The following is a 25969-nucleotide window of genomic DNA, read 5'->3' as shown; positions in this document are numbered from 1 at the left end:
TCGCAGTAAGTGAAACGGCCGGGCAGCGATGCCTGGCCGTTTTTTTGTTTGTGTCCCCCGAAACGTGTGGAAGCAGGCGCTGTTTGCGTGTTGGCCCAAATACGTCGTCCCGGCGCAGGCCGGGACCCATGCCGAGCTTGCCGCCACGCAGCTACCTCTGCCTCACGCGCAAGCTAACTACCGGCAAGTTCAGCTTGTTCCAGATCGAAGCGTGGCGCACGCCTGACGCCGCGCAGACTCCCGCCGAGCGGCTTCCCTATGCTTCAAGCGGCTGGTTCGCATCCACTTCACCCGCAGGAGACAGACATGCAGCTTGTTGCCGCCCTCAAGAAACTCTCGGCGCTCGTCGTGTGCAGCTTGCCGCTGCTCGCGCTTGCCGACCCGCGCTACGGCGTCACCGTGATCGGCACCACCGAGGGCTCGGCGCGCGGCATCAACAGCGCCGGGCAGGTGGTGGGCAATTTCAGCATCTCGGGCGGCACCACCCATGCTTTCCTGTACTCGGGTGCCAGTTTCTTCGACCTGGGCACGCTGGGTGGGGCCAGCAGCGCTGCGTGGGGCATCAACGATGCGGGGCAAATCGTGGGCTCGGCCGACAATGGCAGCGGTATCGGGCGCCCCTTCCTCTACAGCGGCGGCTCGATGAACGACCTGGGAACGCTGGGCGGGCAGGGCGGTTTCGCGTGGGCGATCAACAATGCGGGGCAGGTTGTCGGTGGCGCAGACACGGCAGGCGGTTCACAGCATCCATTCCTGTTCTCGGGCGGGACGATGCAGGACCTGGGCACCTTGCCGGCATCGTATGACCCGCCGGCCGCTGCGTTTGCGATCAACAACCACGGCATGATCGCAGGCGCCTCAGGCACGGGCGACTTCACCCCGCCCGAAACCGCGTATCACGGCTGGGTTCGCCAGGGGAGTGGCCCGCTGGTCGATGTTGGCACCTTCGGCGGCCAGTACAGCCGTGCCTATGGCATCAATGACCTGGGCGATGTCGTTGGCGTGGCCGCCACGGCAGAGCTGCATTTCGACAACGCCTTCCTGTATTCGAACGGCATCCTGACGCCGCTTGGCGTGCTCGGAGGAGGGTATGCGGAGGCATACGACATCAACAACCTGCGCCAGATCGTCGGTGCGGCCAGCGGTTGGGGCGTGAGCGGTGGCTTTTTGTACGAGGGCGGGGCCATGCTCGACCTGACTTCGCTGATCGACCCGGCATCCGGCTGGAGTGTCTTCGGCGCCTACGGAATCAACGATCTGGGACAGATCGCCGCCACGGTCTGCAAGAACCGGGAATGCTTTGCGGCGCGGCTCGACCCGCTCTCGCCCGTGTCGGAGCCGGGGCAGCAGGCGATGCTGTGGACGGGAGTGGCGCTGCTGGGGGCCGGGGCGCTGCGCCGGCGTGGCCGCGCCATGCGCCGCTGCGCGTAGGGTGGGCGGATTCCGCCCACGCGTTCAGTCGCACGCTGCTGCGCCGCGCTGTTCGGCCTTGCCTCGAACGCGTGGGACGAAGCTGGGCAGCCGAACGAGCTGCCCACTTGCCTTTATAACTCGGTGCGCAGCGCAAACAGCTCCGGGAACAGTACCACGTCGAGCATCTTGCGCAGGTAGCTCACCCCGGCCGTGCCGCCGGTGCCGGTCTTGAAGCCGATGATGCGCTCCACCGTGGTGACGTGGCGGAAGCGCCAGAAGCGGAACGACGTTTCCATGTCCACCAGCTTTTCCGCCAGCTCGTACAGGGCCCAGTGCTTTTCGGGCTCGCGGTACACTTCCAGCCACGCGGCCTTGACCGATTCGTCGGCCTGGGTCGCCTGGGTCCAGTCGCCCTCGAGCCGCTCGCGCGCGATCGCAAAGCCGCTGCGCGCCAGCAGCATCACCGCTTCGTCGTACACCGACGGCGCAAGCAGCTCGCGCTCGAGCGCCGCATGCACCTCGGGGTTCTTCTCGTGCACCGCCAGCATGTGGCGGTTCTTGTTCCCCAGTATGAATTCAAGCTCCCGGTACTGGTAGGACTGGAAGCCCGAGGACGCGCCCAGGTAAGGCCGGATCGCCGTGTATTCCGGTGGCGTCATGGTGGCCAGCACGTCCCATGCGTGCACCAGCTGGTCCATGATGCGCGCCACCCGCGCCAGCATCTTGAACGCCGGCTGCAGATCTCCCGCGCGGATCTGCGTGCGCACGGCCTGCATTTCGTGCAGCATCAGCTTCATCCACAGCTCGCTGGTCTGGTGCTGGATGATGAACAGCATCTCGTTGTGGTTGGGCGAGAGCGGGTGCTGGGCGCTCAGGATCTGGTCCAGGCCCAGGTAGTCGCCGTAGCTCATGGCCGAGCTGAAGTCCATCCGGGCGCCGTGCCACTGGGCCGGCTGCTGCTTGTCGCTACTGGTCATGGCATTCCTTTCAGGTGACGGCGCCGCGCGCGGCAGTGATGTCGTAGGCTTGGCGGTCGAGGATGTCCTTCAGTATCGCGACCGCGTCCCACACGTCGGCAAAGCGGGTGTACAGCGGGGTGAAGCCGAAGCGCATGATGCGCGGCTCGCGGTAGTCGCCGATCACGCCACGCGCAATCAAGGACTGCATCACCGCGTAGCCGTGCGGGTGCGTGAAGCTGACCTGGCTGCCGCGCCGGTCGGGCGCGCGCGGGGTGACCAGCTCCAAAGGGTGGCCCGCGCAGCGTGCTTCGACCAGGTCGATGAACAGGTCGGTGAGCGCGAGCGATTTGGCGCGCAGTGCCTCGATGCTGGTGCGCTCGAAGATCTCGAGTCCGCATTCGACCAGGGCCAGCGAGACCACCGGCTGCGTGCCGCACAGCGCGCGCTTGATGCCCTCGCCAGGCGCAAAGCCAGGCGCCATCGCAAATGGCGACGCATGGCTCCACCAGCCCGACAGCGGGTGCGAGAACGCGGCCTGGTGGCGCTGCGGCACCCAGGCGAACGCAGGGGCGCCAGGGCCGCCGTTGAGGTATTTGTAGGTGCAGCCCACCGCAAAGTCGGCGTTGGCGGCGTGCAGGTCCACCGGCACGGCACCGGCCGAGTGGGCCAGGTCCCAGACTGCCAGCGCGCCACGCTCGTGCGCCAGGCGCGTGAGCGCCGCCATGTCATGCATGTAGCCGGTGCGGTAGTTCACGTGCGTGAGCATGAGCACCGCGCAGTCGGCGCCGATCGCGGCCGGGAGCTCGTCTGGCGAGTCCACCAGCAGCAGGCGGTAGCCGCGGTCGAGCCACGCGGTCAAGCCTTCGGCCATGTAGATATCGGTCGGGAAGTTGGAGCGCTCGGTGACGATCACGCGGCGCCGCGGGTCGGCCCGCTCCTGCATCGCGAGCGCACTGGCCAGCACCTTGAACAGGTTCAGCGAGGTGCTGTCGGTGACGACGACTTCACCTTGTCGTGCGCCGATCAGCGGGGCGAGCCGGTCGCCCAGGCGGCCCGGCAGGTCGAACCAGCCGGCGGTGTTCCAGCTGCGGATCAGGTCCTGGCCCCATTCGCGCGCGACCACGGCCGCGGCGCGCTCGAGTGCGGCGCGCGGGCGGGCGCCGAGCGAATTGCCGTCCAGGTAGATCACGCCTTGCGGCAGGTCGAAGGCGTCGCGTAGCGGCGCGAGCGGGTCGGCGCGGTCAAGCGCCAGGCAGTCTTCGCGGGTGGTCGTGGTCATGCCGGGTCTTTCGATGCAAGTGGGCGCAGGATCGCGCGCACCGGGCTCGCGTCCATGCGGGCCAGTTTCAGGGGCAGGGCGATGAGCTCATAGTCGCCTTGCGCGATCTCGTCGAGCACCACGCCTTCCAGGATCGCCAGGCCGTGCGTGCGCACCGCGTGGTGGGCGTCCAGCGTCTTGGAGTCCTGCGGGTCGAGCGAGGGCGCGTCCGTACCGATCAGCGCCACGCCGTGCGCGGCGAGCAGCTCGATGGTGGCCGGCGCGATGGCCGCAAAGCGATCGTCCCACTGGCGTTGCGGCGCCTTGTCGTAGGTGCGCAGCAGCACGCGCGGCGGAATGGCCTCAAGCCAGGGCGCCACGTGCGCGGGCTCCACGCGCGCCACGCCGATGCAGTGGATGACGCGGCACGGGCCAATGTAGGGCGCCAGGCCCACCGCATCGATCGCCAGCCCGGCCGGATCGTAGTGCGAGGGCGCGTCGGTGTGCGCACCCAGGTGCGTGGTCATCGTCATGCGGCTGACGTGCACCGGGCAGCCGTTGCCGATTTCCCAGGTGGCGCTGGCCGCGAACCGGGTATCGCCGGGCCAGACCGGGAGATCGGCCGAGATCGTCGGGCTGATATCCCAGAGGGGAGGTGTGTGCATGCAGGACCCTTTTTTGAATGCTTGAAGCCTCAACAATCCGGCTTGAGGGATGCAAGTGTAGCAAGAAACCGCGCGGCAAAGGCAAGCGTCCGGGCAAGGCGGGCCAGGTGCACCGCCGAGTTCGGGAGTAAACTGCCATGTCAGCAGGAAGCCGGGCCGCGGTGCGGTCAATGGTTCGCACATGGTAGCCGCTGCCTTGCACATATCGACCGGCTTGCAAGGCAGCTCGACTTGGTACAGACCTTATTTCAACCCCACCCGGGTATTCGTGACACGCGGGTGGGGTTACGTGACGCGGTAAACCGCTTTCATCCCATTGTCGAGCGCGACCATCGCAGCCCGGCTAGAGTCGTGCCCGTCCCAACCACTACATTCGAATCCATGAAAGCAATAATCAGCGGCATTGCCGTGACCATCGCAATGTCGGCCGACTACGCTCACGCGGAAGACGCACAGGGCTACTGGAGTGGCAACATCGGTGGCGTGTTGCAGGTCATCGTACAGTTCGACAAACCCGCGAGCGGACCTTGGGAAGCGTCAATCTCGGTGCCGGCGCAAAACCTCAAGAGCAAGGTCGAGGATGTGGTCGTCACGCCCGACCGGATCGCGTTCGCGCTGCCGCGATTCAAGGCCAGCTACCAGGCCACGTGGAACGAGCAGGCGCAAGTCTGGACCGGCACCTGGACGCAGGGGCGCACCGCGCCGCTAGAACTGAAGCGAACCAGCGCCGACGCGTTGAAGCGGAAGCGGCCCCAGGAAGAAGCGATCGCTACGAGCCCGCCGCCATATAGTAGCCAGGAGGTCAGCTTCGACAACGAGACTGCCGGCGTCAAGCTGGCGGGCACGTTCTCCGTTCCGCACGGCCACGGGCCTTTCCCGGCGGTCGTACTGGTCCACGGTTCCGGCTCGATCAACCGTGACGCGGACGTCTTCGGTCACAAGCTCTTCCTGGTCCTGGCCGATTACCTCAACCGCCAAGGTATCGCGGTACTGCGCTACGACAAGCGCGGCGTCGGCAAGTCCACCGGTAAGCTGCGGGATGCGACCATGGCGGATCTGGCCGCCGATGCCGAAGCGGCGGTTCGATATCTGCGTGGCCGGCACGAGGTCGACACCCGGCACCTCGGCATTATTGGCCATTCGGAGGGCGGCATGATCGCGCCGCTATTGGCCTCGCGCGATCCGGCGCTCGGCTTCGTCGTCATGCTGGCCGGGCCCGGCATCCGCGGCGACCGCCTGCTGGTCGAGCAACTCGAGTTGCTGGCCAGGGCGCAGGGTCAGCCGGAACGAGAAATCGCCAGAGACCGCAAGCTGCATGAGGAGGTCTTCGCGGCGATGCTTGCCGAACCAAGCTTGGAAGCGGCGAACGCGAAAGCCCGTGCCATCGTGGAGGCAGCCGAGCGCCGGGGCGAGCAGGCACCCGGGCGCGGCGAGCTGTTCGTGCGGCGCTTCGGCACGCCGTGGTTTCGCGCGATGCTCGATTATGACCCGGCGCCCGCACTGATGGCGGTGCACCAACCCGTCCTGGTCCTGAACGGGACCCTCGATCTGCAGGTTCCGGCGTCGATCGACCTGGCCGCGATTCGCACCGCGCTGCGCGACAACCCACGCGCCGTCGTGAAGGAGATGCCGGGCCTGAATCATCCGTTCCAGATGGCGAAGACCGGTGCGCCGGCGGAGTACGTCGAGATCGAGGAAACGATGGCGCCGGTCGCGCTCGACACGATCGGCAGCTGGATCGCCGCGACGATACGCTGAGCGGACCGGCTAAAATACGGCAATGGAAACAATCACACGATCGCACCGAGACGACCAGCCACTGCCGGCCGGCATGGCGACGAAGCTCGGCGGATGGTCGGGCATCGCACGCCAGTATCCGGTGTTCAGCCGGACCTGGTTCGTCTACCGCATGCGCTCCTTCCTGGTGCCGATGGTGCTGCTGACACTGGTGCTGGCGCTCGTTGGTGCTACGTCGTCGGCGCGCTTGCAGCAGCTCAGGCTCTACGTCATGCTGGCGGCCGTGTGGGTGGTGGTGGCGCTGGGATTGTCGGTCGGCCGCGCGCTCGCGGTGCTCGTGTGCCGGCGGGGATGGACGGCCCAGCGCGAGGCTGCGGGCATCGTATGCGCGCTGCTGTCCGGCGTATTGCTCGTGCTGCCACTGACGCCGTACACGCGCGCTTCTCCGCCGCCGAATGCAACCACCCTCCCCAGGCTACAGGATGCCGGACGAGAGAGTGTGGCCGGGCTGATCAACCTCTTCAGCTGGTTCTTGATTCTGGTGTGGCTGGGCGGCGGCACCGACCTGCTGGCCTACTTCAAGCAGCGGCGCATGCTGCGCGAGGCGCACCTGCTGGGCGAAATGGCGCGATACAGGCACGAACGCAATGAGGTCGAGATGCAGCTCGCCGTGCTGGCGAGCCAGGTTGAGCCGCACTTCCTGTTCAACACCTTGGCGGGAGTGCGCGCCGCCATGCTATCCGATCCGGCCCGGGGCGTCGTCATCATCGACCACCTGGTCGACTACCTGCGCTCGACGATCCCGCAGTTGCGTTCGGATCGCGCCCACCAGTTCGTATCGCTCGGTTCGCAGATTGATGCGGCACGCGCCTATCTCGGCATCATCGAGGCGCGGCTGCCGCGGCTCAGTACCCGCATCGACTGTCCGGCCGAGCTGCGCGGCGTTGCGATGCCTCCGTTGATGCTCATCTCACTGGTCGAAAACGCTGTCAAGCACGGCATCGAGCTGAAGAAAGGTCCCGGGCTGATCGAGATCGCCGCCGCGCGCAGGACGACGGATCTTGCGGATGTGCTCGAGCTCTCGGTTGCCGACAATGGCCCCGGCTTCGGCGACGGTTCGACGGGCAACGGCATCGGCCTGGTCAATATCCGCCAACGGCTGAAGCACCTGTATGAAGGCGAGGCATCGCTGGCGCTGCGCATGCGCGAAGAAGGCGGCGTGGTGGCAACCATCGTGCTGCCCATCCGTGCCATGCTCGAAGGAGCGACCTGACATGCCCACCGCGATCATTGCCGACGACGAGGATCTGCAGCGCAGGGATCTGCAGCGCCTGCTCGCATTGGCCTGGCCAGAATTGGAGATCGTCGCCAGTTGCGAGGACGGCAGCGAGGCCCTCGACGCCATCGCGCGCCTACGCCCGGATGTCGCTTTTCTCGACATCCGCATGCCCGGCGCCAGCGGACTGGAAGTCGCCGGCGCGAGCGGCGGCGGATGCCGCACCGTGTTCACAACGGCCTACAACAGCCATGCGATCGAAGCGTTCGACCTGGGCGCCGTTGACTACCTACTCAAGCCGATTATCCCGGAACGGCTGGCGCAGACTGTTGCGCGCTTGCGCGAGCAGACGGGCCGCAGTCCCGATAGCGCCGATCTGCTGCGGGCAATGGCCGAGCTCGACCAGCATCTGCGTGCGGCCGCGCGCAAGCAGCGCATCCGCTGGATCAGTGCCACGAGTGGCAACACGATCAAGGTGATCGCGATCGACGAGGTGCTGTTCTTCGAGTCAGATACGCGCTACACGCGTGTGGTCAGTGCGACGGACGAAGGCCTGATCCGCAAGCCGCTCAAAGAGTTGCAGGCGGGCTTGGACCCGGACCAGTTCTGGCAGATCCACCGCGGCACGCTGGTCGCCGTACGCGCCATCCGACGTGCCCGCCGTGACGATTTGGGCAACATCACCGTCGATCTGCGTGACCATCCGGAGCAGCTGAAAGTTAGCCAGACCTACACCTGGCGCTTCCGTAACGACGTCATTTTTCGCGCACCTTAGGGCGTTGCACTCGCGAGTACCTGGCCCAAGCAGATATTCGCCAAGCGAACCTTTCACTCGCCTGTTCGCTCATCTGCTGTACGTCGAGAGCTTGCGGGGGGGGTAAGTCATTGAAATTAAACGAAATAAAAAAAATTCAAATTTTTTTTCAAAAAACCCTAAAGTTCCCGAAACTGGTGCCGTAAATGATCCCAGATGCCCCGGAAAGGGGTGTCAACACGGTTGAGTTGCAGAGTCACCTACAATTATTCAAAAGACTCTCTCGTCCAAGTACGCTCGCCGCACACCAACGGGTCACCAATAAATTTTCAAAAGACCCCTAAAGTTCCCGGACACGGGACCGTTTACCTCAGCAAGACGCCCCAAGGGTGACGAAAAATTTTTTGGCGCAACACTCAAGTTGGTCAAAAATTTGACGTAAATCAAAAAATTCAGCGATCGCAGGACGGCCCAAGGAGTTCATTCCGCCGTGTTGCGCACACTCGTTTTCCGTCCCTTTTCATAGGGGCGCGACCACGATCCGGCAGGGTTTGTCAGACAAACTCCTACGGGTCTTCTTCGTCTTTGCCGGACGAAAAATACAGACCGCAGCCTATAGCCCAAAAGTTTCCACACAGTCAGAATGTATCTCACTGGCAACACCAAGAACGCCAGACCAACACGGATACCGGAGAGAACAATGACTGCGAACGACATGATGGCTGAAATTCGCGACGCGAACCTGAGCTACCTGATGCTTGCCCAGCAAATGATCCGCGCCGACAAGGTCACCGCGATCTTCCGCCTGGGTATCTCGGCTGACATCGCCGACCTGATCGAAGGCATGAGCAATGCCCAGATCCTGAAGCTGGCTGGCGGCAACATGATGCTGGCGCGCTTCCGCTTCGACGACAGCGCCATCCTTTCCATGCTCACCAACTACAACAAGGACCGCGCGCTGGCCCAGTCGCACGCCGCCATCCTGATGGCCGGCCAGCCGGTCGAGGAAATCGCTTAAGCCATCACTTAAGTCGTCCTCGTTACGGAGCCTGCAATGAGCAAGAAAAGCGTCGTGTCGGAAGCGCAGGAGATTCAGCTCGCGATCGAGTTGATCCAGCTGGGCGCGCGCCTGCAACTGCTCGAGAGCGAAGTGTCGCTGTCGCGCGAACGCCTGCTCAAGCTGTACAAGGAACTGAAGGGCGTGTCGCCGCCGAAGGGCATGCTGCCATTCTCGACCGACTGGTTCCTGACCTGGCAGCCGAACATCCACTCCTCGCTGTTCATCAATATCTACAAATTCCTGGTCGATCACGCGGGTGCCACCGGCATCCAGGCGGTGATGAAGGCCTACAAGCTGTACCTGGAACAGATGCCGCCGGAAGCGGGCGAGGAGCCGCAGCTCTCGCTGACCCGCGCCTGGACGCTGGTGCGCTTCTTCCAGAGCGAGATGCTCACGCTGGCCCCCTGCAGTACCTGCAAGGGCAAGTTCGTGGTCAACGCGCTGGACCTGAACAAAGATTACCAATGCGGCCTGTGCCACGTGCCTTCGCGCGCCGGCAAGACCCGCAAATCCAAGGAAGCCGCGGCGCTGGGCGCGGCGTGATTCCTGCATCCCCACCGCGGGGCGAGCGATCCGCCCCGCGCCGCCTGCTTTCCATTCCGGCGCTGCGTGCGCTGCTGATCCAGTGTGCCTGCTTCCTGCCCACGCTTGCGGCGCTGTTCGTGCTCGCGCGCCTGGGCGCCGCTCCCGGCTACTGGCATGCCGCAGTGCTGCAAGGCGGGTTCGCCGCCATCGTGACCGCGCGCGCCGGCATGGCGCGCTGGTGGGTCCTGATCCAGTTCCTGTTCCCGGTGGCCGTGCTGCTGGCGCAGGCGCTGGCGCTGCCGCCCGCTGTGTTCCTGGCCGGCTTCGTGGTGCTGCTGCTCGTGTTCTGGTCCACCTTCCGCACCCAGGTGCCCTACTACCCGTCGGGCAGGGCGGTACGCGCCGAGGTGCTGGCGCTGCTGGCCGGGCGCGAGGCGCCGCGCGTGATCGACATCGGCAGTGGCCTGGGCGGGCTGGCGCTGGCGCTGGCGCGCGCGCGGCCCGATGCGCGGGTCGAGGGCATCGAGCTGGCGCCGCTGCCGTGGCTGGCAAGCCGCCTGCGCGCGCTGGTCTCCGGCAGCCGTGCGCGCTTCCTGCGCGGCGACTACGAGCGGCTCGACTTTGGTGACTACGACCTGGTGTATGCCTACCTGTCGCCTGCCGCGATGGATGGCTTGTGGCGCAAGGCGCGGCGCGAGATGCGGCCTGGCAGCGTGCTGGCCAGCTACGAATTCGCGATCGCCGGACAGGCGCCGGACCGGGTGCTGGTCCCGCAGGGCAGCACGCGCGCGCTATACATATGGTGTTTTAAACAGATTGACGGTCAGTAACTAATCGCTATTCTTGCGGCTGTGTCTCAATAACAAGGAAAAGCATGAAACTTCGTCAGTTTGTCGCGCTTGCGGCCATGGCCGCCGTTTCCCCTTTGTATGCGGCCGATGCGGCCAGCACCGCGGTGCTGAAGCAGGCCCTCGAAGCCCAGGGCGGCGAGCAGAAGCTGCGTGCGGTAAAGACCGTGGCCTTCGAGTCGTCCGGCTACCGCAACATGCTCGAGCAATCGGAGCGCCCGGAAGGCCCCTACCTGGTGGCCTTCCTCGACATCACCGAGCTGCACGATCACGAACACAGGGCACTGCGGCGCGACGTGAAGATGGCCGTGCCGCCGGCCCAGCAATGGAACACCAGCCTGGTCGTTTCCGGTGACATGGCCATGAACACGTTCGGCGCCAACCAGGTTCCCGGCAACAGCACCGACGTGAAGCGCGCCGGCGAATCGATGGCACTGAGCCCCGAGCGGGTCCTTCTTGCCGCCCTCGATGCCGCCGACACGCACCTGGAGGCCAGGCAGGTCCTCCACGGCGTGCCGCACCAAGTGCTCGCGTTCACGCTCGACGGCGCTCCGGTGCGCATCTACCTGAACCAATTCACCCACCTGCCGTTTGCGGTGGACTACGCGGGGCCGCTGGCGCACGCGGCCTACGGCGCCTACATTGGCGACGTCGTCCAGCGCGTCACCTGGACCTTCTGGCGGCTGGACAAGAGCGGCTTGCGCTACCCGATGCAATGGGACTACCAGCTCAACGGCCTGGCTGACCGCACGCTGATGCTGCGCAAGCTGAAGGTGGACGCGCCGTTCGATCCGGCGCTGACCGCGATTCCCGAGACCGTGGCGGCGCGGTACAAGCCCCAGGCGCCGGTGCCGGGGCCGGACACCACGCCGCTGGGCGCCAAACGCACCGAGATCGCGCCCGGGATCGTGCAGATCGAAGCGTCGTGGGACGTGGCGATCGTCGACCAGGGCGACGGCCTGGTCGTGATCGAGGCGCCGATTTCGTCGAACTACTCGAAGCAGGTGCTGGACGAGGCGGCGCGCCGCTATCCCGGCAAGCGCGTCAAGGCGGTGGTCAGCACCTCCGATTCATGGCCGCACCTGGCCGGCATTCGCGAATATGCCGCGCGCGGCATCCCGATCTACGCGCTCGGGCTGTCCGAGCCGATCGTGCGCCGCACCCTGGCCGCGCCGCACACCCGGCAGCCGGACAGCCTGCAGCGAGCGCCGCGCAAGCCCGAGCTGCACTGGGTGCGCGGCAAGACCGTGATCGGCTCCGGCCCCAACCGGGTCGAGCTGTACCCGATCATGGGGGCGACCACCGAGCGTCAGATGATGGCGTATTTCCCGCAGCATCGCCTGCTGTACGGCAGCGACCCGTTCCAGAAACGGCAGGACGGCAGCTATACCGCGGCCCAGCCGGTGAGCGAGCTGGTGCAGGCGGTCGCGCGCGAGCAGCTGGCCGTGGACCGCTTCTTCATGATGCACCTGCCCCCGGCGCCGTACAGCGAACTGCTGGCGGTGGAAGGCGAGGCGGATTGAAGGCTGTCAAGAGAGGGGTAGGAAAAGCTTTACATATGGCACTTTTAGGCGACATCCCGGCCAGTTTTGCTTGCCGGGAAGCCGTTCTCAAGCTATTGTATTTCCCTACCGTAAATATTTTTTGAATTCAATACAATTTCCGGCACCAGAACGGAAAACAATGCGTAGCGGGAGCAAGGGCACTTGTTAGTCATTATCGGATACGTCATCGTGCTCGGCGCGGTGTTCGGCGGCTTCGTGATCGAGGGTGGCCACCTCGCCGCGCTGTTCCAGCCGGTGGAGCTGCTGATGATCGGCGGCGCGGCCCTCGGTGCCTTCTTCGTCGGCAATAACGGCAAGACCGTCAAGGCGACCCTGAAGGCGCTCCCGGACATCTTCAAGGGCTCGCGCTACACGCGCGAGCTGTACATGGAGCTGATGTCGCTGCTGTTCGACGTGCTGTCCAAGGTGCGCAAGGAAGGCCTGATGTCGATCGAGGGCGACATCGAGGCGCCGGCCGAGAGCCCGCTGTTCTCCAAGTACCCGGCAGTGCTGGCCGACCACCATGTCATCGAATTCATGACCGACTACCTGCGCCTGATGGTCTCGGGGAACATGGACGCGTTCCAGATCGAGAACCTGATGGACAACGAGATCGACACCCACCACCACGAAGGCCTGGTGCCGGCCACCGCGCTCACCAAGCTGGGCGACGGCCTGCCGGCCTTCGGTATCGTGGCCGCGGTGATGGGCGTGGTGCACACGATGGAATCGGTGGGCATTCCGCCGGCCGAGCTGGGCATCCTGATCGCCAAGGCGCTGGTCGGCACCTTCCTCGGCATCCTGCTGGCCTATGGCTTTGTCGGCCCGCTCGGCAGCCTGCTCGAGCAGAAGCTGGAAGAGTCGTCCAAGATGCTGCACTGCGTGAAGGTGACGCTGCTGGCAAGCCTGAACGGCTACGCGCCGGCGCTGGCAGTGGAATTCGGCCGCAAGGTGCTGTACTCGACCGAGCGCCCGACCTTCGCCGAGCTGGAAGAGCACATCAAGAAGGCCAAGGCCAAGTAAGGGCGGCAGCGTGAACCACATGATCCTGCGGAGGACATATGGCCGATGAGGGACTGCGGCCGATCATCGTCAAGCGCGTGAAGAAGGGCCACGGCGGCCACCACGGCGGCGCTTGGAAGATCGCGTACGCCGACTTCGTGACCGCGATGATGGCGTTCTTCCTGCTCATGTGGCTGATCGGTTCGACCACCAAGGGCGACCTTGAAGGCATTGCGCAGTACTTCAAGACGCCGCTCAAGGTGGCCATGTCGGGCGGCTCGGGCAGCGGCGACAGCTCGTCGATCCTGCAGGGCGGCGGCAAGGACCTGACCAAGCGCGACGGCCAGGTCAAGCGTGGCGATGTCCCGGCCGACAAGAAGACCTACGACCTGGCCGCGGCCAAGGCCGCGCTCGAGCGCGAGGAGAACGGGCGCCTGCAGTCGCTCAAGGGCCGCATCGAAATGACCATCGAGACCAACCCGGCGCTGAAGAAGTTCAAGAACCAGCTGCTGCTGGACATCACCAGCGAGGGCCTGCGGATCCAGGTGGTGGACGAGAAGAACCGCCCGATGTTCCAGCTGGCCAAAGCCGAGCTGGAGCCGTACACGCGCGAGATCCTGCGCACCATCGGCGCCGTGCTCAACGACGTGCCCAACAAGATCGGCCTGTCCGGCCACACCGACGCCACCCCGTACATGATGGAAACCGGCTACAGCAACTGGGAACTGTCGGCCGACCGCGCCAACGCCTCGCGCCGCGAGCTGGTGATCGGCGGGATGAAGGACGACAAGGTGCTGCGCGTGGTGGGCCTGGCGTCGGCCGCGCCGCTGAACCGCCAGGACCCGTTCGACCCGATCAACCGCCGCATCAGCATCATCGTGCTGAATAAGCGCACCGAGGAGGCGATCATGCGTGACGCCGGCAAGCTCGAAGTGCCGGTGCAGGAAGCGGGCCAGGTGGCGGCGGCTGCCGCCGTGGCCGCGCCGGCAGCGAAGAATTAGGCCGGAGGAGACCCGGATGACGACCAGGAAGAAAATTTTGGGATCGCACGTGAAGCGCCTGCTGTCGGGCGTGTCGGATCACGGCCGCCGGCACCTCGCCGAGGTCGAGACCGACCTGCTGCAGACCGAGCTGCTGCTGGAGGAGGCGATCGACAAGCTGACCGCCGCCTTCCTCGCGATCCACGGCGCGGTCAGCGCGCGCCAGGCGTTGGTGGACCGGCTGCTGGCGGGCGAGCAGTTGTCCGAGGAAGAGCGCGGCGCGCTCGCGCGCATGTCCGACGAGATCGGCCAGCACGTGAACCGGGCCGTGACCAGCATGCAGTTCCAGGACATGACCGGCCAGCTGATCGAACGCAGCATCCGGCGTGTCATCGGGCTGTCGGAATTCCTCGGTACGCTGGGCGCCCATGGCGCCGGCATTGTGCCCGAGAGCGGCCACGAAGAGATCGTCGACCGGCTCGGCAAGGTCAGCACGGCGCTCGCCATCCAGTCGCTCGAGCTGCGCAGCGTGCTGCGCAAGTCGGTCGAGCAGAAGCACATGGAAAGCGGCGACATCGAGCTGTTCTGAAGACGCACGAAATAACAGAAGTGACAGAAGAATCAGGAGCAAACATGGCAAAAACAATTCTCGCGGTCGACGACTCCAGCTCGCTGCGCCAGATGGTGGCGTTCTCGCTGAAGGCGGCGGGCTACCAGGTGGTGGAGGCGGTCGATGGCCAGGACGGCCTGGACAAGGCCAAGCAGCAGGCCGTGGACCTGGTGCTGACCGACCAGAACATGCCGCGCATGGACGGCCTGTCGCTGATCAAGATGCTGCGTGGCCTGCCGGCCTACCAGAAGACGCCGATCCTGATGCTGACCACCGAATCGTCCGACGAGATGAAGTCCAAGGGCCGCGCTGCCGGCGCCAATGGCTGGCTGGTCAAGCCGTTCGACCCGCAACGCCTGATCGAGGTGGTCAAGAAAGTCATTGGCTAGCCGTGCGGCCGGCCATACACACGGACGTATCATGACCATCGACATCAGCCAGTTTTACCAGGTCTTCTTCGACGAGGCCGAAGAGCTGCTCGCCGAGATGGAGCGATTGCTGCTGGGCGTCGATGTCGAGGCGCCGGACGCCGAAGACCTGAACGCGATCTTCCGCACGGCGCACTCGGTCAAGGGCGGCGCGGCCACCTTCGGCCTGAACGACATGAGCGAAGTGACGCACGTGCTCGAGTCGCTGCTGGACCGCATCCGCAAGGGCGAGATGACGCTCACCGCGCAGCACGTGGACGCCTTCCTGTCCGCCAAGGACACGCTCAAGATGATGCTGGACGGGCACAAGAGCGGCGGCGAGGTGGACCAGGAGCAGGTGGCCAACGTGCGCATGGTGCTGCACGACCTGGCCGACGGCGTCGTGCCCGGCTCGAACCACCACGCCACGCCGTCGTTCCTGCATGCCGAAGCCAAGGTGGAGCACCAGGTCGAGGGCGCGCACCGCTACAAGATCGAACTGCCCGAGGTGCCGCAGCGCGACGTGAACGCGCTGGTGGACGAGCTGGGCCTGATGGGCCGGGTCCAGGTGACCCCGATCGAGGGCGGGCGCAGCGCGCTCGTGATCACCACCCGCGAAAGCCTGGACGACATCATCGCGATCTGCTCGTTCGTGCTCGAGCCGGAAGACCTGAAGGTGTTCGAGGCGCCGCCGCTCACCCCCGAGCAGCGCCGCATCGAGCAGGAAGAGCGCGCGCGCATCGAGAACGCGCAGGGCTACGGCTTCTTCGACCCCAGCGACGAGGTCGAGCAGGTGCAGGCCGAGCTGTCCGACGACGAGCGCGGCTACGGGTTCTTCCAGCCGATCGAGGTGATCCGCGCGCAAGCGGGCATCAAGCCCGAGGAACCCAAGCACACCGCCAGCACCGCGCCCGAACCGCTCGAGATTTCCGAGGTCGCGGCCGAGAAGAAGGCCGCCGCCAAGAAGGACGACAAGGCCGCGCACGCGCACGCCGAGTCGTCCTCGATCCGGGTCTCGGTCGAGAAGGTGGACCAGCTGATCAACCTGGTGGGCGAACTGGTCATCACGCAGGCGATGATCGAGCAGCGCACCTCGACCCTGGACCCGATGCTGCACGAGCGCCTGCTGGCCTCGGTGGGGCAGCTGACCCGCAACACGCGCGACCTGCAGGAAGCGGTGATGTCGATCCGGATGATGCCGATGGACTTCGTGTTCTCGCGCTTCCCGCGCATGGTGCGCGACCTGGCCAGCAAGCTTGGCAAGAAGGTCGATTTCATCACCCACGGCGCGGCCACGGAACTGGACAAGGGCCTGATCGAGCGCATCGTCGATCCGCTCACGCACCTGGTCAGGAATAGCATCGACCACGGCATCGAACTGCCGCAAGCGCGCCGCGACGCCGGCAAGACCGACGCCGGGCGCCTGTTCCTGTCGGCCGGCCAGCAGGGCGGCAACATCGTGATCGAGGTCGCGGACGACGGCGCGGGCCTGAACCGCGAGAAGATCCTGGCCAAGGCCAAGGCCAACGGGCTGGAGGTGTCGGACACGATGAGCGACGCCGACGTGTGGCAGCTGATCTTTGCCCCGGGCTTCTCGACCGCCGAAATCGTCACCGACGTGTCCGGCCGCGGGGTCGGCATGGACGTCGTCAAGCGCAACATCACCGCGATGGGCGGGGTGGTGGACATCCGTTCGGCCAAGGGCTTCGGTACCACCATCTCGATCTCGCTGCCGCTCACGCTGGCGATCCTGGACGGCATGTCGATCCGCTGCGGCTCCGAGATCTACATCCTGCCGCTGGGCTTCGTGGTCGAGTCGCTGCAGCCGGCGCGCGAGGACATCAAGGATATCGCCGGCCAGGGCCGCGTGCTCAAGGTGCGCGGCGAGTACCTGCCCCTGATCCCGCTGTACCAGATGTTCGGCATCGAGCCGCGCTACACCGACCCGTCCGAGGCGATCGTCGTGATCCTCGAGACCGAGGGCCGGCGCGCCGCGCTGTTCGTGGACGAACTGGTGGGCCAGCAGCAGGTCGTGGTCAAGAACCTGGAATCGAACTACCGCAAGGTGGCCGGGATCTCCGGCGCCACCATCCTCGGCGATGGCGGCGTGGCGCTGATCCTGGACGTCGCGGCGTTGCTGCGTTCGTCGCGCCAGCTCACCGACGACACCGTCGTTTTATAACTCTCTGCTTGTCAATCAAAGGAAGAAAGCCATGTCCACAGTCACCAACACCTCGTCGGCCGAAGCCCACGCACGCGACGGCGCCGGCAGCGAGTTCCTGGCCTTTACCCTCGGGTCCGAGGAATACGGCATCGACATCCTGAAGGTGCAGGAGATCCGCGGCTACGAAGCGGTCACCCGCATCGCCAACGCCCCCGAATTCATCAAGGGCGTGATCAACCTGCGCGGCATCATCATCCCGGTGGTGGACATGCGCATCAAGTTCAAGCTGGGCACCCCGGTGTACGACCAGTTCACGGTCGTGATCATCCTGAATATCGGCGGGCGCATCATGGGCATGGTGGTGGACAGCGTGTCGGACGTGACCACGCTCACCCCGGACCAGATCAAGCCCGCCCCGGAAATGGGCACCGCCTTCAATTCCGACTACCTGATGGGCCTGGGCACGGTGGACGAGCGCATGCTGATCCTGATCGACATCGACAAGCTGATGTCCTCGGGCGAGATGGGATTGATCGACAAGCTGGCGGCGTAAGCGCCGCAGGCGGCAGGCACAAGGCTTGGCCCTGGCCCGCCGGCCAGGGCAGGGGCGCATGCGGCCCCGATTGAAGAAGGTAAGGCAAAGTGCCGCAACAGACACACGAGACGACCAAGGAATTCGACTTCACGCGCCGCGACTTCGAGCGGGTGCGCGCGCTGATCTACAAGCGCGCCGGGATTTCGCTGGCCGACAGCAAGCAGGAGATGGTGTACAGCCGCCTGGCGCGGCGCCTGCGCGCCACCGGCATCGGCGCGTTCCACACCTATCTGGACGAGCTGGAGGCGGGACGCATGGACCACGAGTGGGAGTCGTTCACCAACGCGCTCACCACCAACCTGACCTCGTTCTTCCGCGAGGCGCACCATTTCCCGCTGCTGGCCGAGCACGTGCTGGCGGTGCGCGCGCGCGAGGGCGGGCAGCTGAACATCTGGTGCGCGGCCAGCTCCACCGGCGAAGAGCCGTATTCGATCGCCATGACGCTGTGCGAGGCGTTCAATACGCTCACGCCGCCGGCGCACGTGATCGCCACCGACATCGACACTAACGTGCTGGCCACCGCGAGCGAAGGCATCTACGGGCTGGACCGCATCGAGAAGATGGCGCCCGAGCGGCTGCGCCGCTTTTTCTTGCGCGGCAAGGGCAGCCACGAGGGCATGGTGCGGGTGCGCCCCGAGCTGCGCCAGCTGGTCACCTTCAAGCAGCTGAACCTGCTGGAGGCGAACTGGCATCTGCAGGGGCCGTTCGACGCGATCTTCTGCCGCAACGTGATGATCTACTTCGACAAGGCGACCCAGCGCGGCATCCTGTCGCGCTTCGTGCCCCTGATGAAACCGAGCGGCCTGCTGTTTGCCGGCCACTCGGAAAACTTTTTGTACGTGTCCGACGCGCTGCGACTGCGCGGCAAGACGGTGTACGAGCTTAACCATGCGTAGCCGGACCTGGACATGAACAGCAATTTCGCCACCAATGTGTACTACGACCGCACCTTCGACTGCGACGCGGCCAAGATCCTGCCGGGCGAGTACTACTACACCAACCGCGACATGCTGATCGTGACCGTGCTCGGCTCGTGCGTGGCGGCCTGCATCCGCGACCGCGTCACGGGCCTGGGCGGCATGAACCACTTCATGCTGCCCGACGGCGGCGACAACGGCCCGGTATCGGCCTCGATGCGCTACGGGACCTACGCGATGGAGGTCCTGATCAACGACCTGCTCAAGGCCGGCGCGCGGCGCGAAAGCCTGGAGGCGAAGGTGTTCGGTGGCGGCGCGGTGCTGCGCGGCTTTACCGCGATGAACGTGGGCGAGCGCAACGCCGCGTTCGTGACGCAGTTTCTCAAGACCGAAAAGATCCCGGTGCTGGCCGAGGACCTGAACGACATCTACCCGCGCAAGGTGTACTTCTTCCCGCACACCGGCAAGGTGCTGGTCAAGAAGCTGATGCAAACCCATAACGACACGCTGGCACGGCGCGAAGCCGACTACGCCAGCAGGCTTAAGGTCGCGCCGGTTGCCGGCGACATCGACCTGTTCTGACCTGAAAGGGACTGGAAATGAAGACCAAGGTGCTGATCGTCGACGATTCGGCGCTGATCCGTGCGGTGATGAGCGAGATCGTCAATTCGCAGCCGGACATGGAGGTGGTGGGCGTGGCGCCCGACCCGCTGGTGGCGCGCGACCTGATCAAGCGCACCAACCCCGACGTGCTCACGCTGGACGTCGAGATGCCGAAGATGGACGGCCTGGATTTCCTGGAAAAGCTGATGCGCCTGCGCCCGATGCCGGTGCTGATGGTCTCGTCGCTGACCGAACGCGGCTCGGAGATCACGATGCGCGCGCTGGAACTGGGCGCGGTGGACTTCGTGACCAAGCCGAAGATCTCGATCCAGTCGGGCATGCGCGAGTACACTGATGTCATTTGCGACAAGATCCGCGCCGCCGCGCGCGCCCGCATCAAGCCGCGCACGCTGCACCCGAACGCCCCAAGCCCGGTGCTGCCGGCCTTGAGGAGCCCGCTCACGTCGTCGGAAAAGCTGATCATCATCGGCGCCTCCACCGGCGGCACCGAGGCGATCCGCGAATTCCTGATGCAGATGCCGTCGGACTGCCCGGGCATCCTGATCACCCAGCACATGCCGGAAGGTTTCACCACCTCGTTCGCCAAGCGCCTCGATTCGCTGTGCAAGATCAGCGTGTGCGAGGCCGCCGGCAACGAGCGCGTGCTGCCCGGCCACGCCTACATCGCGCCCGGCCACTCGCACCTGCTGCTGGTGCGTTCGGGCGCGAACTACATGACCCGCATCGAGCAGAGCCCGCCGGTGAACCGGCACCGGCCGTCGGTGGACGTGCTGTTCCGCTCGGCGGCGCAGGCGGCCGGCAAGAACGCGGTCGGGGTGATCCTGACCGGCATGGGCAAGGACGGCGCGGCCGGCATGCTCGAGATGAAGCAGGCCGGCGCCTACAACTTCGCCCAGGACGAGGCGTCGTGCGTGGTGTTCGGCATGCCGCGCGAGGCGATCGCGGTCGGCGCGACCCATGAAGTGGGCGCGCTGTCGGCGCTGCCGGGGATGGTGCTCGGCCACCTCGCCGCGCAGGGCGGCCGGGCGTTGCGTGTTTGATCCGTGTGCGTCATTTCGCCCGCCATTTATGGCTTGAGGGCAACAAAAATGCTATCCTTTAGCCTGCTTCCCGGCAGCGCCGAAGTCCCCACCTAACCTGAGTAAAGAGAATCGACGGAGTATTACATGGCAGATCCCAAATTGCGTTTCCTGGTGGTAGATGATTTCTCGACGATGCGCCGCATCGTGAAGAATCTGCTCAAAGAACTGGGTTACGCCAACGTCGACGAGGCCGAAGACGGCGTCCAGGCGCTCGCCAAGCTGCGCAGCGAGCCGTTCGACTTCGTGGTGTCGGACTGGAACATGCCCAACATGGACGGCCTGACCATGCTGCAGAACATCCGCGCCGATCCCGCGCTGGCCAAGCTGCCGGTGCTGATGGTGACGGCGGAAGCGAAGAAGGAAAACATCATCGCGGCAGCCCAGGCGGGCGCCAACGGTTACGTCGTCAAGCCGTTCACGGCCGCGACGCTGGACGAAAAGCTGAACAAGATCTTCGAGAAGCTGGAAAAGGCTGCGTAATGGGTGAGCAAAACGGCGTCTCGGGCTCGAACGACGAGGTCCTGAGCCGCATCGGCCACCTCACGCGCGCGCTGCATGACAGCCTGCGCGGGCTGGGGCTGGACAAACTGATCGAACGCGCGGCAAGCGAGATTCCCGACGCGCGCGATCGCCTCGACTACGTGGCGCGCCTGTCGGAACAGGCCGCCCAACGCGTGCTGAACGCAACCGACGCAGCCAGCCCGCTGCAGGACCGGATCGACGCGCAGGCTGGCGAGCTGGCCGGCAAATGGCAGGCCCTGCTCGACGGCGGGACGGAAGGCGACTGGCGCGCTCTGGCCGCGCAGACCGTGGCCCAGCTGGGCCAGGCCAGGGAGGACGCGGCCGCAACGCGCAAGCACCTCATGGACATCATGATGGCGCAGGACTTCCAGGACCTGACCGGCCAGGTGATCGGCCGCGTGACCTCGATCGCGCAGAACCTGGAGCAGCAGCTGGTGGAGGTGCTGGTCGATTTCGCGCCGGCCGAGATCAAGCGCGACCTGGACAATGGCCTGTTGAACGGCCCCCAGATCAACCCCGAGCGCAACAGCGAGGTGGTGTCCAACCAGGGGCAGGTGGACGACCTGCTCGAGAGTCTCGGCTTCTGATTCGCGCCGGGCGACCAGCTCCTTCAAGCGATGCACCAGACTAACTTCATTGTCCGCGAACCGCTGCTCGATCCCAAGCAGCGCGTGATCGGCTACGAGCTGTCGTGGCAGCAGAACGGCCAGCAGGTGACCGAGGCCGACCTCGAGTCGCTGGTCGGCTTCGTCGCCGCGCACGTGGTGGACGAGGACGACGGCTGGCTGCTGCGCGAGAAGGTGCTGTTCCTGGACGCGGTGCCGGCCATGCTGTCCACCGACGCGCTGCACGCGCTGCCGCCGCAGCACACGGTCCTGACCATCCGGGCGCAGGAGCTGAACAACCGCGATACGCTCACCGCCATGCAGGCACTGCGCGCGGGCGGGGTGGGCCTGTCGATCCGCGGCGGCGACGCCGCGCTGCTGTCCAAGAACCTGTCGCGCATCGCTTCCTACGTCGAGGTGCGCTTCACCGGCGCGGACGTGGGTTCGCAGGCGCGCGCCTACGCTGCGGCCAAGCAGTCGTCGGTGCGCATGGTGGGGCGCCCGGTGACCACCTGGGCCGACTTCGACGCCTGCGCGGCGCTGGGGCTGGATGCATTCGTCGGCAAGCTGCACCTGACGCCGCGCGAGGGCATCGAAGTCAAGGGCATGAACCCGGCCCAGACCATCATCCTGCAGCTGATGCAGATGGTGCAGAACAACGAGGACATCCCGCGCCTGGAAGCGGTGCTCAAGCGCGACCCGGCGCTCATCTACAAGCTGCTGCGCTTCATCAACTCTGCCGGTTTCGGCGCCGGGCGCGAGGTGCAGTCGCTGCGCCAGGCGATCACGCTCCTGGGCTATGCGCCGCTGTACCGCTGGCTGACGCTGCTCCTGGCCACCGCCAGCAACAGCGGCTATTCGCCGGTGCTGATGGAGACCGCGGTGGTGCGCGCGCGCCTGTGCGAACTGCTGGGCATGAAGTTCCTGGCGCGCGGGGAGGGCGAGAACCTGTTCGTGGCGGGCATGTTCTCGCTGCTGGACCGCCTGCTCGGGCTGCCGATGAAGGAAGTGCTGGACACCGTGATGCTGCCGGACGAGGTGGTGCGCGCGCTGCTCACGCGCGGCGGCGTGTACGGGCCCTACCTGGCGCTGGCCGAGGCTTGCGAGCTCAATTCCAACCTGGTGGCGTCGCTGGCGCAGTCGCTGTCGATCAGCCCGGAAGACGTCAACAAGGCGCACCTGTCGGCGCTGGCGTGGGCGCAGAACGTGGCAGCCTGAGGCCGGCTGCGGGGCCTCTGCCCAATATCGCCTGAAACGTCGTCCCGGCGCAGGCCGGGACCCATGCTGAGTGTCCGTGCACTGCACAAGCCGCGTGAAGGTAGCTTCAGCATGGGTCCCGGCTTTCGCCGGGACGACGGTTTCGAGTTAACGGTATAAACGGTTTTGCGTGGCGCAGCGCACTTACTGGTGCGCCGTCGCGCGCCGGTGCGCCGCGTCGTGCTTTTCCATGATCGACTTGATCTGCTGCTGCTTCTCCGGCGTCATGTTCACGAACTGGCATCCGATCTGCACCTGCTCGCCCAGCAGGAAGGTGCGAAAGCGCCGCGCCAGCCGGATGACCAGGTCCACCACCATCGTGTCGTCGCCGATGTCCAGCCGTACCGCGTCGAGCTTCTTGCCGACCCTCAGGCCCATCGCCTGCTGCGGCGCCGCGCGCATGCCGACGCCGCCTGTCGAAAAATCGTACAGCTGCAGCACGCGCTTCTGGCTCATCAGGATGAAGGTGGCGGTGTAGTTGCCGCCCACCGGTGTCTCGTGGCGGCGCTCGGCGCGGCGGTTGAGCACCAGGCAGGTTTCGGGGAAGGTGGCCTGTACCAGCTGGCCGGTGGCGGACAGGTCGTGCCAGTCGTCGGGCAGCTCGAACTGCAGCTTGGCGTTGTTGCCCAGCGAGGCGACCAGCACCAGCTTGTGGTCGCGCGGCAGGGTGGCGCCGCCGGCCAGGTCGAGCACGAAATGCGGCAGCTCGGGATCGACCGACTCGATGCGCGCCATGACCGGCTCGCGCGCACGCGCCGCGTGGATGGTGATCGGCTCGCCCGATTCGGCCAGTTGCGTGAGCACCTCGCCAATGTCGAACGGGTCCCGCATCTCGTGCGGCTCGTCGGATGCGGCGATCAGGCCGACCGCGTCCGACGGCCGGGGCGGGCCCTTGCGGGTGGCGATGCGGGCGGTTTCGCTGTCGATCATGGTCGCGCCTCCTTCAGATTGAACCGTGCACAGCGCAATCGTGTCTCGATTTGACACTATTGCGCTTTCCTTAACGAATTGTATTACTTCCAGGAACTTTTCGGTGCACGGTTTTGGCGCGGGCGCTCAGATTTCGAGGTTATCGATCAGGCGGGTATTGCCCAGCTTGGCTGCGGCCAGCACCACGAGCGGGGTGCCCTGGGCCAGGTCGCCGGCTGAAGGCGGCTGCAGGTCGATGCGCTTGCGGATCGACACGTAGTCCGGCTTCCAGCCGCGTTTGGCCAGGTCGTCCATGGCCTTGTGCTCGAGCTGGAACACGTCCAGGTGGCCGGAACGCATCTCGTCGGCGACAAACTGCAGGGTGCGGTACAGCACCGGGGCCTCGGCGCGCTCGGCCTCGGACAGGTAGCTGTTGCGCGAGGACAGCGCCAGGCCATCCTCGGCGCGGAAGGTCTCGGCGCCGATGATTTCGGTGGGCAGGGCGAACTGGCGCGCCATGTTACGCACGATCATCAGCTGCTGGTAGTCCTTCTTGCCGAACACCGCCACGCGCGGCTGCACGCACGAGAACAGCTTGAGCACGACGGTGGTCACGCCGGTGAAAAAGCCGGGGCGGAACTCGCCTTCCAGCGTGTTGCCCAGGTCGTCCGGCGGGCGCACGCGGTATTCCTGCGGTTCCGGGTACATGTCCTTCTCGGTCGGCGCGAACAGCACGTACACGCCTTCCTTTTCCAGCTTCTCGACGTCGGCCTGGAAGGTGCGCGGGTACTTTTCGAAATCCTCGTTGGGGCCGAACTGCAGGCGGTTGACGAAGATCGACGCGACCACCGGGTCGCCGTGCTTGCGCGCCAGGCGCATCAGCGACAGGTGGCCCTCGTGCAGGTTACCCATGGTCGGCACGAAGGCGGTACGCAGTTGGCCGCGCAGCTGGTCGCGCAGTTCGTCAATGGTGGAGATGATTTTCATGGTGATGGTGTTGCGGTGAGATGGCGCGCTAGGCCGGCGAATAGGCCAGACGCACGTAGATAGGCGCGAACGGTTCGGCCTGGGTAATTTCGATCAGCGTTTCCTTGGCCAGTTCGAGCATGGCCACGAAGTGCACCACGACCACCGGCACGCCGGCGCCGGCCTCGAACAGGTCGGCGAACTCGACGAAACGCTCCGACTGCAGGGTCCGCAAAATCGCCGACATGTGCTCGCGCACCGACAGTTCCTGGCGGCTGATCTTGTGGTGCTGGGTCAGGCTCGCGCGCCGCATCACGTCCATCCAGGCGCGCTGCAGGTCCCACGGATCGACGTCGGGCCACACGGGCGCGTTGCCCTGCTCGACGAACAGGGAAGGGCGCCACAAGTCGCGGCCCTCCTGCGGCAGCTTGTTCAGTTCCAGCGCGGCGATTTTCATCTGCTCGTAATCCAGCAGGCGCCGCACCAGTTCGGCGCGCGGGTCGTCGCCCACGTCCTCGACCAGGTCGTCCTGGCGGCGCGGCAGCAGCATGCGCGACTTGATCTCGATGAGCATGGCGGCCATCAGCAGGTATTCGGCCGCCAGCTCCAGGTTGCTGCGCCGGATCTGCTCGACGTATTCGAGGTACTGCAGGGTGACCTGCGCCATCGGGATGTCGAGGATGTTGAAGTTCTGCTTGCGGATCAGGTACAGCAGCAGGTCGAGCGGACCTTCGAACGCGTCAAGGAAGACCTCGAGCGCATCGGGCGGGATGTACAGGTCGCTCGGCAGCTTGAGCACAGGCTCGCCGTACAGGCGCGCGATGGCCTCGGCGGCCACGTCGCCGGCTGCCGCCAGCGCCTCGGGCGGGGCGCCGGGTTCAAGCCCGTCGTCCGGGCCGGGGCCGGCCGGCGCGTCGAGCGCGGCCTGGTCGGGCAGCATGGCTGTGCTCCGCCGAAGGTGCTTAGACCTTGGTCTGGTACGGGTAGGCCTGCTGGCGGATGCGCGATTCGGCGATGCGGCGCTGCTCCTCCAGCGTGATCGGGGCTTTGTCCCACAGCAGGGCGCGGCCGGCCTGCTGGCGCTCGTCCATGCCCGGGGTCTTGGCCTTGAGCTCCTTGATGAACTTGGTGTGATCGGATTCGTACATCGAGTGTTGTTTAAACAGTGCCATGATTCGAAACAGTTGTGATGCGTTGGTTGGGGTTCGCAGGGTGGGCGGGTCTCCCGCCCACGCGTTCGGGCGGCGCATGCTCTGTTTGAACGCGTGGGCAGGAAACCTGCCCACCCTA

The 25969-nt window shown here is 65.7% G+C and carries 27 protein-coding genes; 20 read left to right on the top strand and 7 right to left on the bottom strand.

Annotated elements, in window-relative coordinates; translation table 11 throughout:
• Positions 1 to 306: 306 nt before the first annotated feature.
• Positions 307 to 1431, top strand: a complete 1125-nt coding sequence (locus NX774_RS02955) for an HAF repeat-containing protein (RefSeq protein ID WP_258820644.1) — start codon at positions 307 to 309, stop codon at positions 1429 to 1431.
• A gap of 113 nt (positions 1432 to 1544) precedes the next feature.
• On the opposite strand, the gene kynA is transcribed toward NX774_RS02955, so the two are convergent.
• Genes kynA through kynB form a run of 3 tightly spaced genes read right to left on the bottom strand, consistent with a single transcriptional unit; the run spans position 1545 to position 4295 of the window.
• Entirely contained in the window at positions 1545 to 2390 is an 846-nt protein-coding gene (gene kynA, locus NX774_RS02950; RefSeq protein WP_258820643.1) for a tryptophan 2,3-dioxygenase, read from the bottom strand.
• Between the two features lie 10 nt (positions 2391 to 2400).
• The gene (kynU, locus tag NX774_RS02945; RefSeq protein ID WP_258820642.1) at positions 2401 to 3651 is read right to left on the bottom strand and encodes a kynureninase; all 1251 of its coding nucleotides are present in this window, start codon (positions 3649 to 3651) and stop codon (positions 2401 to 2403) included.
• Positions 3648 to 4295 carry an arylformamidase gene (gene kynB / locus NX774_RS02940; RefSeq protein WP_258820641.1) on the bottom strand — a complete coding sequence of 216 codons (648 nt, stop codon included), beginning with the start codon at positions 4293 to 4295 and terminating at the stop codon, positions 3648 to 3650. Before kynB ends, kynU begins: the two co-directional genes overlap by 4 nt.
• A 381-nt stretch (positions 4296 to 4676) precedes the next feature.
• Between kynB and NX774_RS02935 the strand changes: the two genes are divergently transcribed.
• The 19 genes from NX774_RS02935 to NX774_RS02845 all read left to right on the top strand — a co-directional run bounded on the left by NX774_RS02935 (position 4677) and on the right by NX774_RS02845 (position 22765).
• The gene (locus NX774_RS02935) at positions 4677 to 6053 is read left to right on the top strand and encodes an alpha/beta hydrolase family protein (protein WP_258820640.1); all 1377 of its coding nucleotides are present in this window, start codon (positions 4677 to 4679) and stop codon (positions 6051 to 6053) included.
• 73 nt (positions 6054 to 6126) lie between these two features.
• Positions 6127 to 7305, top strand: coding sequence for a sensor histidine kinase (locus NX774_RS02930; protein ID WP_258820639.1), 1179 nt, complete (start codon positions 6127 to 6129; stop codon positions 7303 to 7305).
• Between the two features lies 1 nt (position 7306).
• Positions 7307 to 8083 (top strand): LytR/AlgR family response regulator transcription factor, encoded by a 777-nt coding sequence (locus NX774_RS02925; RefSeq protein ID WP_258820638.1) that lies wholly within the window; start codon positions 7307 to 7309, stop codon positions 8081 to 8083.
• 679 nt (positions 8084 to 8762) lie between these two features.
• Positions 8763 to 9080, top strand: a complete 318-nt coding sequence (gene flhD, locus NX774_RS02920; protein WP_258820637.1) for a flagellar transcriptional regulator FlhD — start codon at positions 8763 to 8765, stop codon at positions 9078 to 9080.
• 36 nt (positions 9081 to 9116) lie between these two features.
• Positions 9117 to 9665, top strand: coding sequence for a flagellar transcriptional regulator FlhC (gene flhC, locus NX774_RS02915; RefSeq protein ID WP_258820636.1), 549 nt, complete (start codon positions 9117 to 9119; stop codon positions 9663 to 9665).
• Positions 9662 to 10477 (top strand): methyltransferase domain-containing protein, encoded by an 816-nt coding sequence (locus tag NX774_RS02910; RefSeq protein WP_258820635.1) that lies wholly within the window; start codon positions 9662 to 9664, stop codon positions 10475 to 10477. Before flhC ends, NX774_RS02910 begins: the two co-directional genes overlap by 4 nt.
• Positions 10478 to 10521: 44 nt before the next feature.
• Positions 10522 to 12018, top strand: a complete 1497-nt coding sequence (locus NX774_RS02905) for an MBL fold metallo-hydrolase (protein ID WP_258820634.1) — start codon at positions 10522 to 10524, stop codon at positions 12016 to 12018.
• 183 nt (positions 12019 to 12201) lie between these two features.
• Positions 12202 to 13062, top strand: coding sequence for a flagellar motor stator protein MotA (gene motA / locus NX774_RS02900; protein ID WP_258820633.1), 861 nt, complete (start codon positions 12202 to 12204; stop codon positions 13060 to 13062).
• A 38-nt stretch (positions 13063 to 13100) separates the two neighbouring features.
• Positions 13101 to 14042, top strand: a complete 942-nt coding sequence (gene motB, locus NX774_RS02895; RefSeq protein WP_258820632.1) for a flagellar motor protein MotB — start codon at positions 13101 to 13103, stop codon at positions 14040 to 14042.
• 16 nt (positions 14043 to 14058) lie between these two features.
• Positions 14059 to 14610 (top strand): chemotaxis protein, encoded by a 552-nt coding sequence (locus NX774_RS02890; RefSeq protein ID WP_258820631.1) that lies wholly within the window; start codon positions 14059 to 14061, stop codon positions 14608 to 14610.
• 44 nt (positions 14611 to 14654) lie between these two features.
• Positions 14655 to 15020: a response regulator gene (locus NX774_RS02885; protein WP_258820630.1), complete on the top strand. Its 366-nt coding sequence runs from the start codon at positions 14655 to 14657 to the stop codon at positions 15018 to 15020.
• A gap of 31 nt (positions 15021 to 15051) precedes the next feature.
• Complete coding sequence (gene cheA, locus NX774_RS02880; RefSeq protein ID WP_258820629.1) at positions 15052 to 17220, top strand: chemotaxis protein CheA; 2169 nt, start codon at positions 15052 to 15054, stop codon at positions 17218 to 17220.
• Positions 17221 to 17251: 31 nt separating this feature from the next.
• Positions 17252 to 17755, top strand: coding sequence for a chemotaxis protein CheW (locus NX774_RS02875; RefSeq protein ID WP_258820628.1), 504 nt, complete (start codon positions 17252 to 17254; stop codon positions 17753 to 17755).
• Positions 17756 to 17844: 89 nt separating this feature from the next.
• Positions 17845 to 18693: a CheR family methyltransferase gene (locus tag NX774_RS02870; protein WP_258820627.1), complete on the top strand. Its 849-nt coding sequence runs from the start codon at positions 17845 to 17847 to the stop codon at positions 18691 to 18693.
• A 12-nt stretch (positions 18694 to 18705) separates the two neighbouring features.
• Positions 18706 to 19296, top strand: coding sequence for a chemoreceptor glutamine deamidase CheD (cheD, locus tag NX774_RS02865; RefSeq protein ID WP_258820626.1), 591 nt, complete (start codon positions 18706 to 18708; stop codon positions 19294 to 19296).
• Positions 19297 to 19313: 17 nt separating this feature from the next.
• Complete coding sequence (locus NX774_RS02860) at positions 19314 to 20378, top strand: protein-glutamate methylesterase/protein-glutamine glutaminase (RefSeq protein ID WP_258820625.1); 1065 nt, start codon at positions 19314 to 19316, stop codon at positions 20376 to 20378.
• Positions 20379 to 20504: 126 nt separating this feature from the next.
• Entirely contained in the window at positions 20505 to 20900 is a 396-nt protein-coding gene (cheY, locus tag NX774_RS02855) for a chemotaxis response regulator CheY (RefSeq protein WP_258809869.1), read from the top strand.
• Positions 20900 to 21529 (top strand): protein phosphatase CheZ, encoded by a 630-nt coding sequence (cheZ, locus tag NX774_RS02850; protein ID WP_258820624.1) that lies wholly within the window; start codon positions 20900 to 20902, stop codon positions 21527 to 21529. Before cheY ends, cheZ begins: the two co-directional genes overlap by 1 nt.
• Before the next feature lie 30 nt (positions 21530 to 21559).
• A complete protein-coding gene (locus NX774_RS02845; protein WP_258820623.1) occupies positions 21560 to 22765 on the top strand; it encodes an EAL and HDOD domain-containing protein in 1206 nt (401 codons plus the stop codon).
• Positions 22766 to 22948: 183 nt separating this feature from the next.
• Here NX774_RS02845 and NX774_RS02840 read toward each other — a convergent pair whose 3' ends face one another.
• From NX774_RS02840 to NX774_RS02825, 4 genes are all read right to left on the bottom strand, one after another.
• Entirely contained in the window at positions 22949 to 23734 is a 786-nt protein-coding gene (locus NX774_RS02840) for a flagellar regulator YcgR PilZN domain-containing protein (protein ID WP_258820622.1), read from the bottom strand.
• Positions 23735 to 23860: 126 nt separating this feature from the next.
• Positions 23861 to 24700 carry a pantoate--beta-alanine ligase gene (gene panC / locus NX774_RS02835; RefSeq protein WP_258820621.1) on the bottom strand — a complete coding sequence of 280 codons (840 nt, stop codon included), beginning with the start codon at positions 24698 to 24700 and terminating at the stop codon, positions 23861 to 23863.
• A 28-nt stretch (positions 24701 to 24728) separates the two neighbouring features.
• The gene (locus NX774_RS02830) at positions 24729 to 25619 is read right to left on the bottom strand and encodes a segregation and condensation protein A (RefSeq protein WP_258820620.1); all 891 of its coding nucleotides are present in this window, start codon (positions 25617 to 25619) and stop codon (positions 24729 to 24731) included.
• A gap of 22 nt (positions 25620 to 25641) precedes the next feature.
• The gene (locus NX774_RS02825; protein WP_258820619.1) at positions 25642 to 25851 is read right to left on the bottom strand and encodes a DUF3460 family protein; all 210 of its coding nucleotides are present in this window, start codon (positions 25849 to 25851) and stop codon (positions 25642 to 25644) included.
• Between the last annotated feature and the right edge of the window lie 118 nt (positions 25852 to 25969).

This window comes from Massilia agilis (assembly GCF_024756255.1).
Lineage (GTDB): Bacteria > Pseudomonadota > Gammaproteobacteria > Burkholderiales > Burkholderiaceae_D > Telluria > Telluria agilis.
Note: the sequence above shows the minus strand (reverse complement) of the source record. Positions and strands in the feature narration are given on the sequence as shown.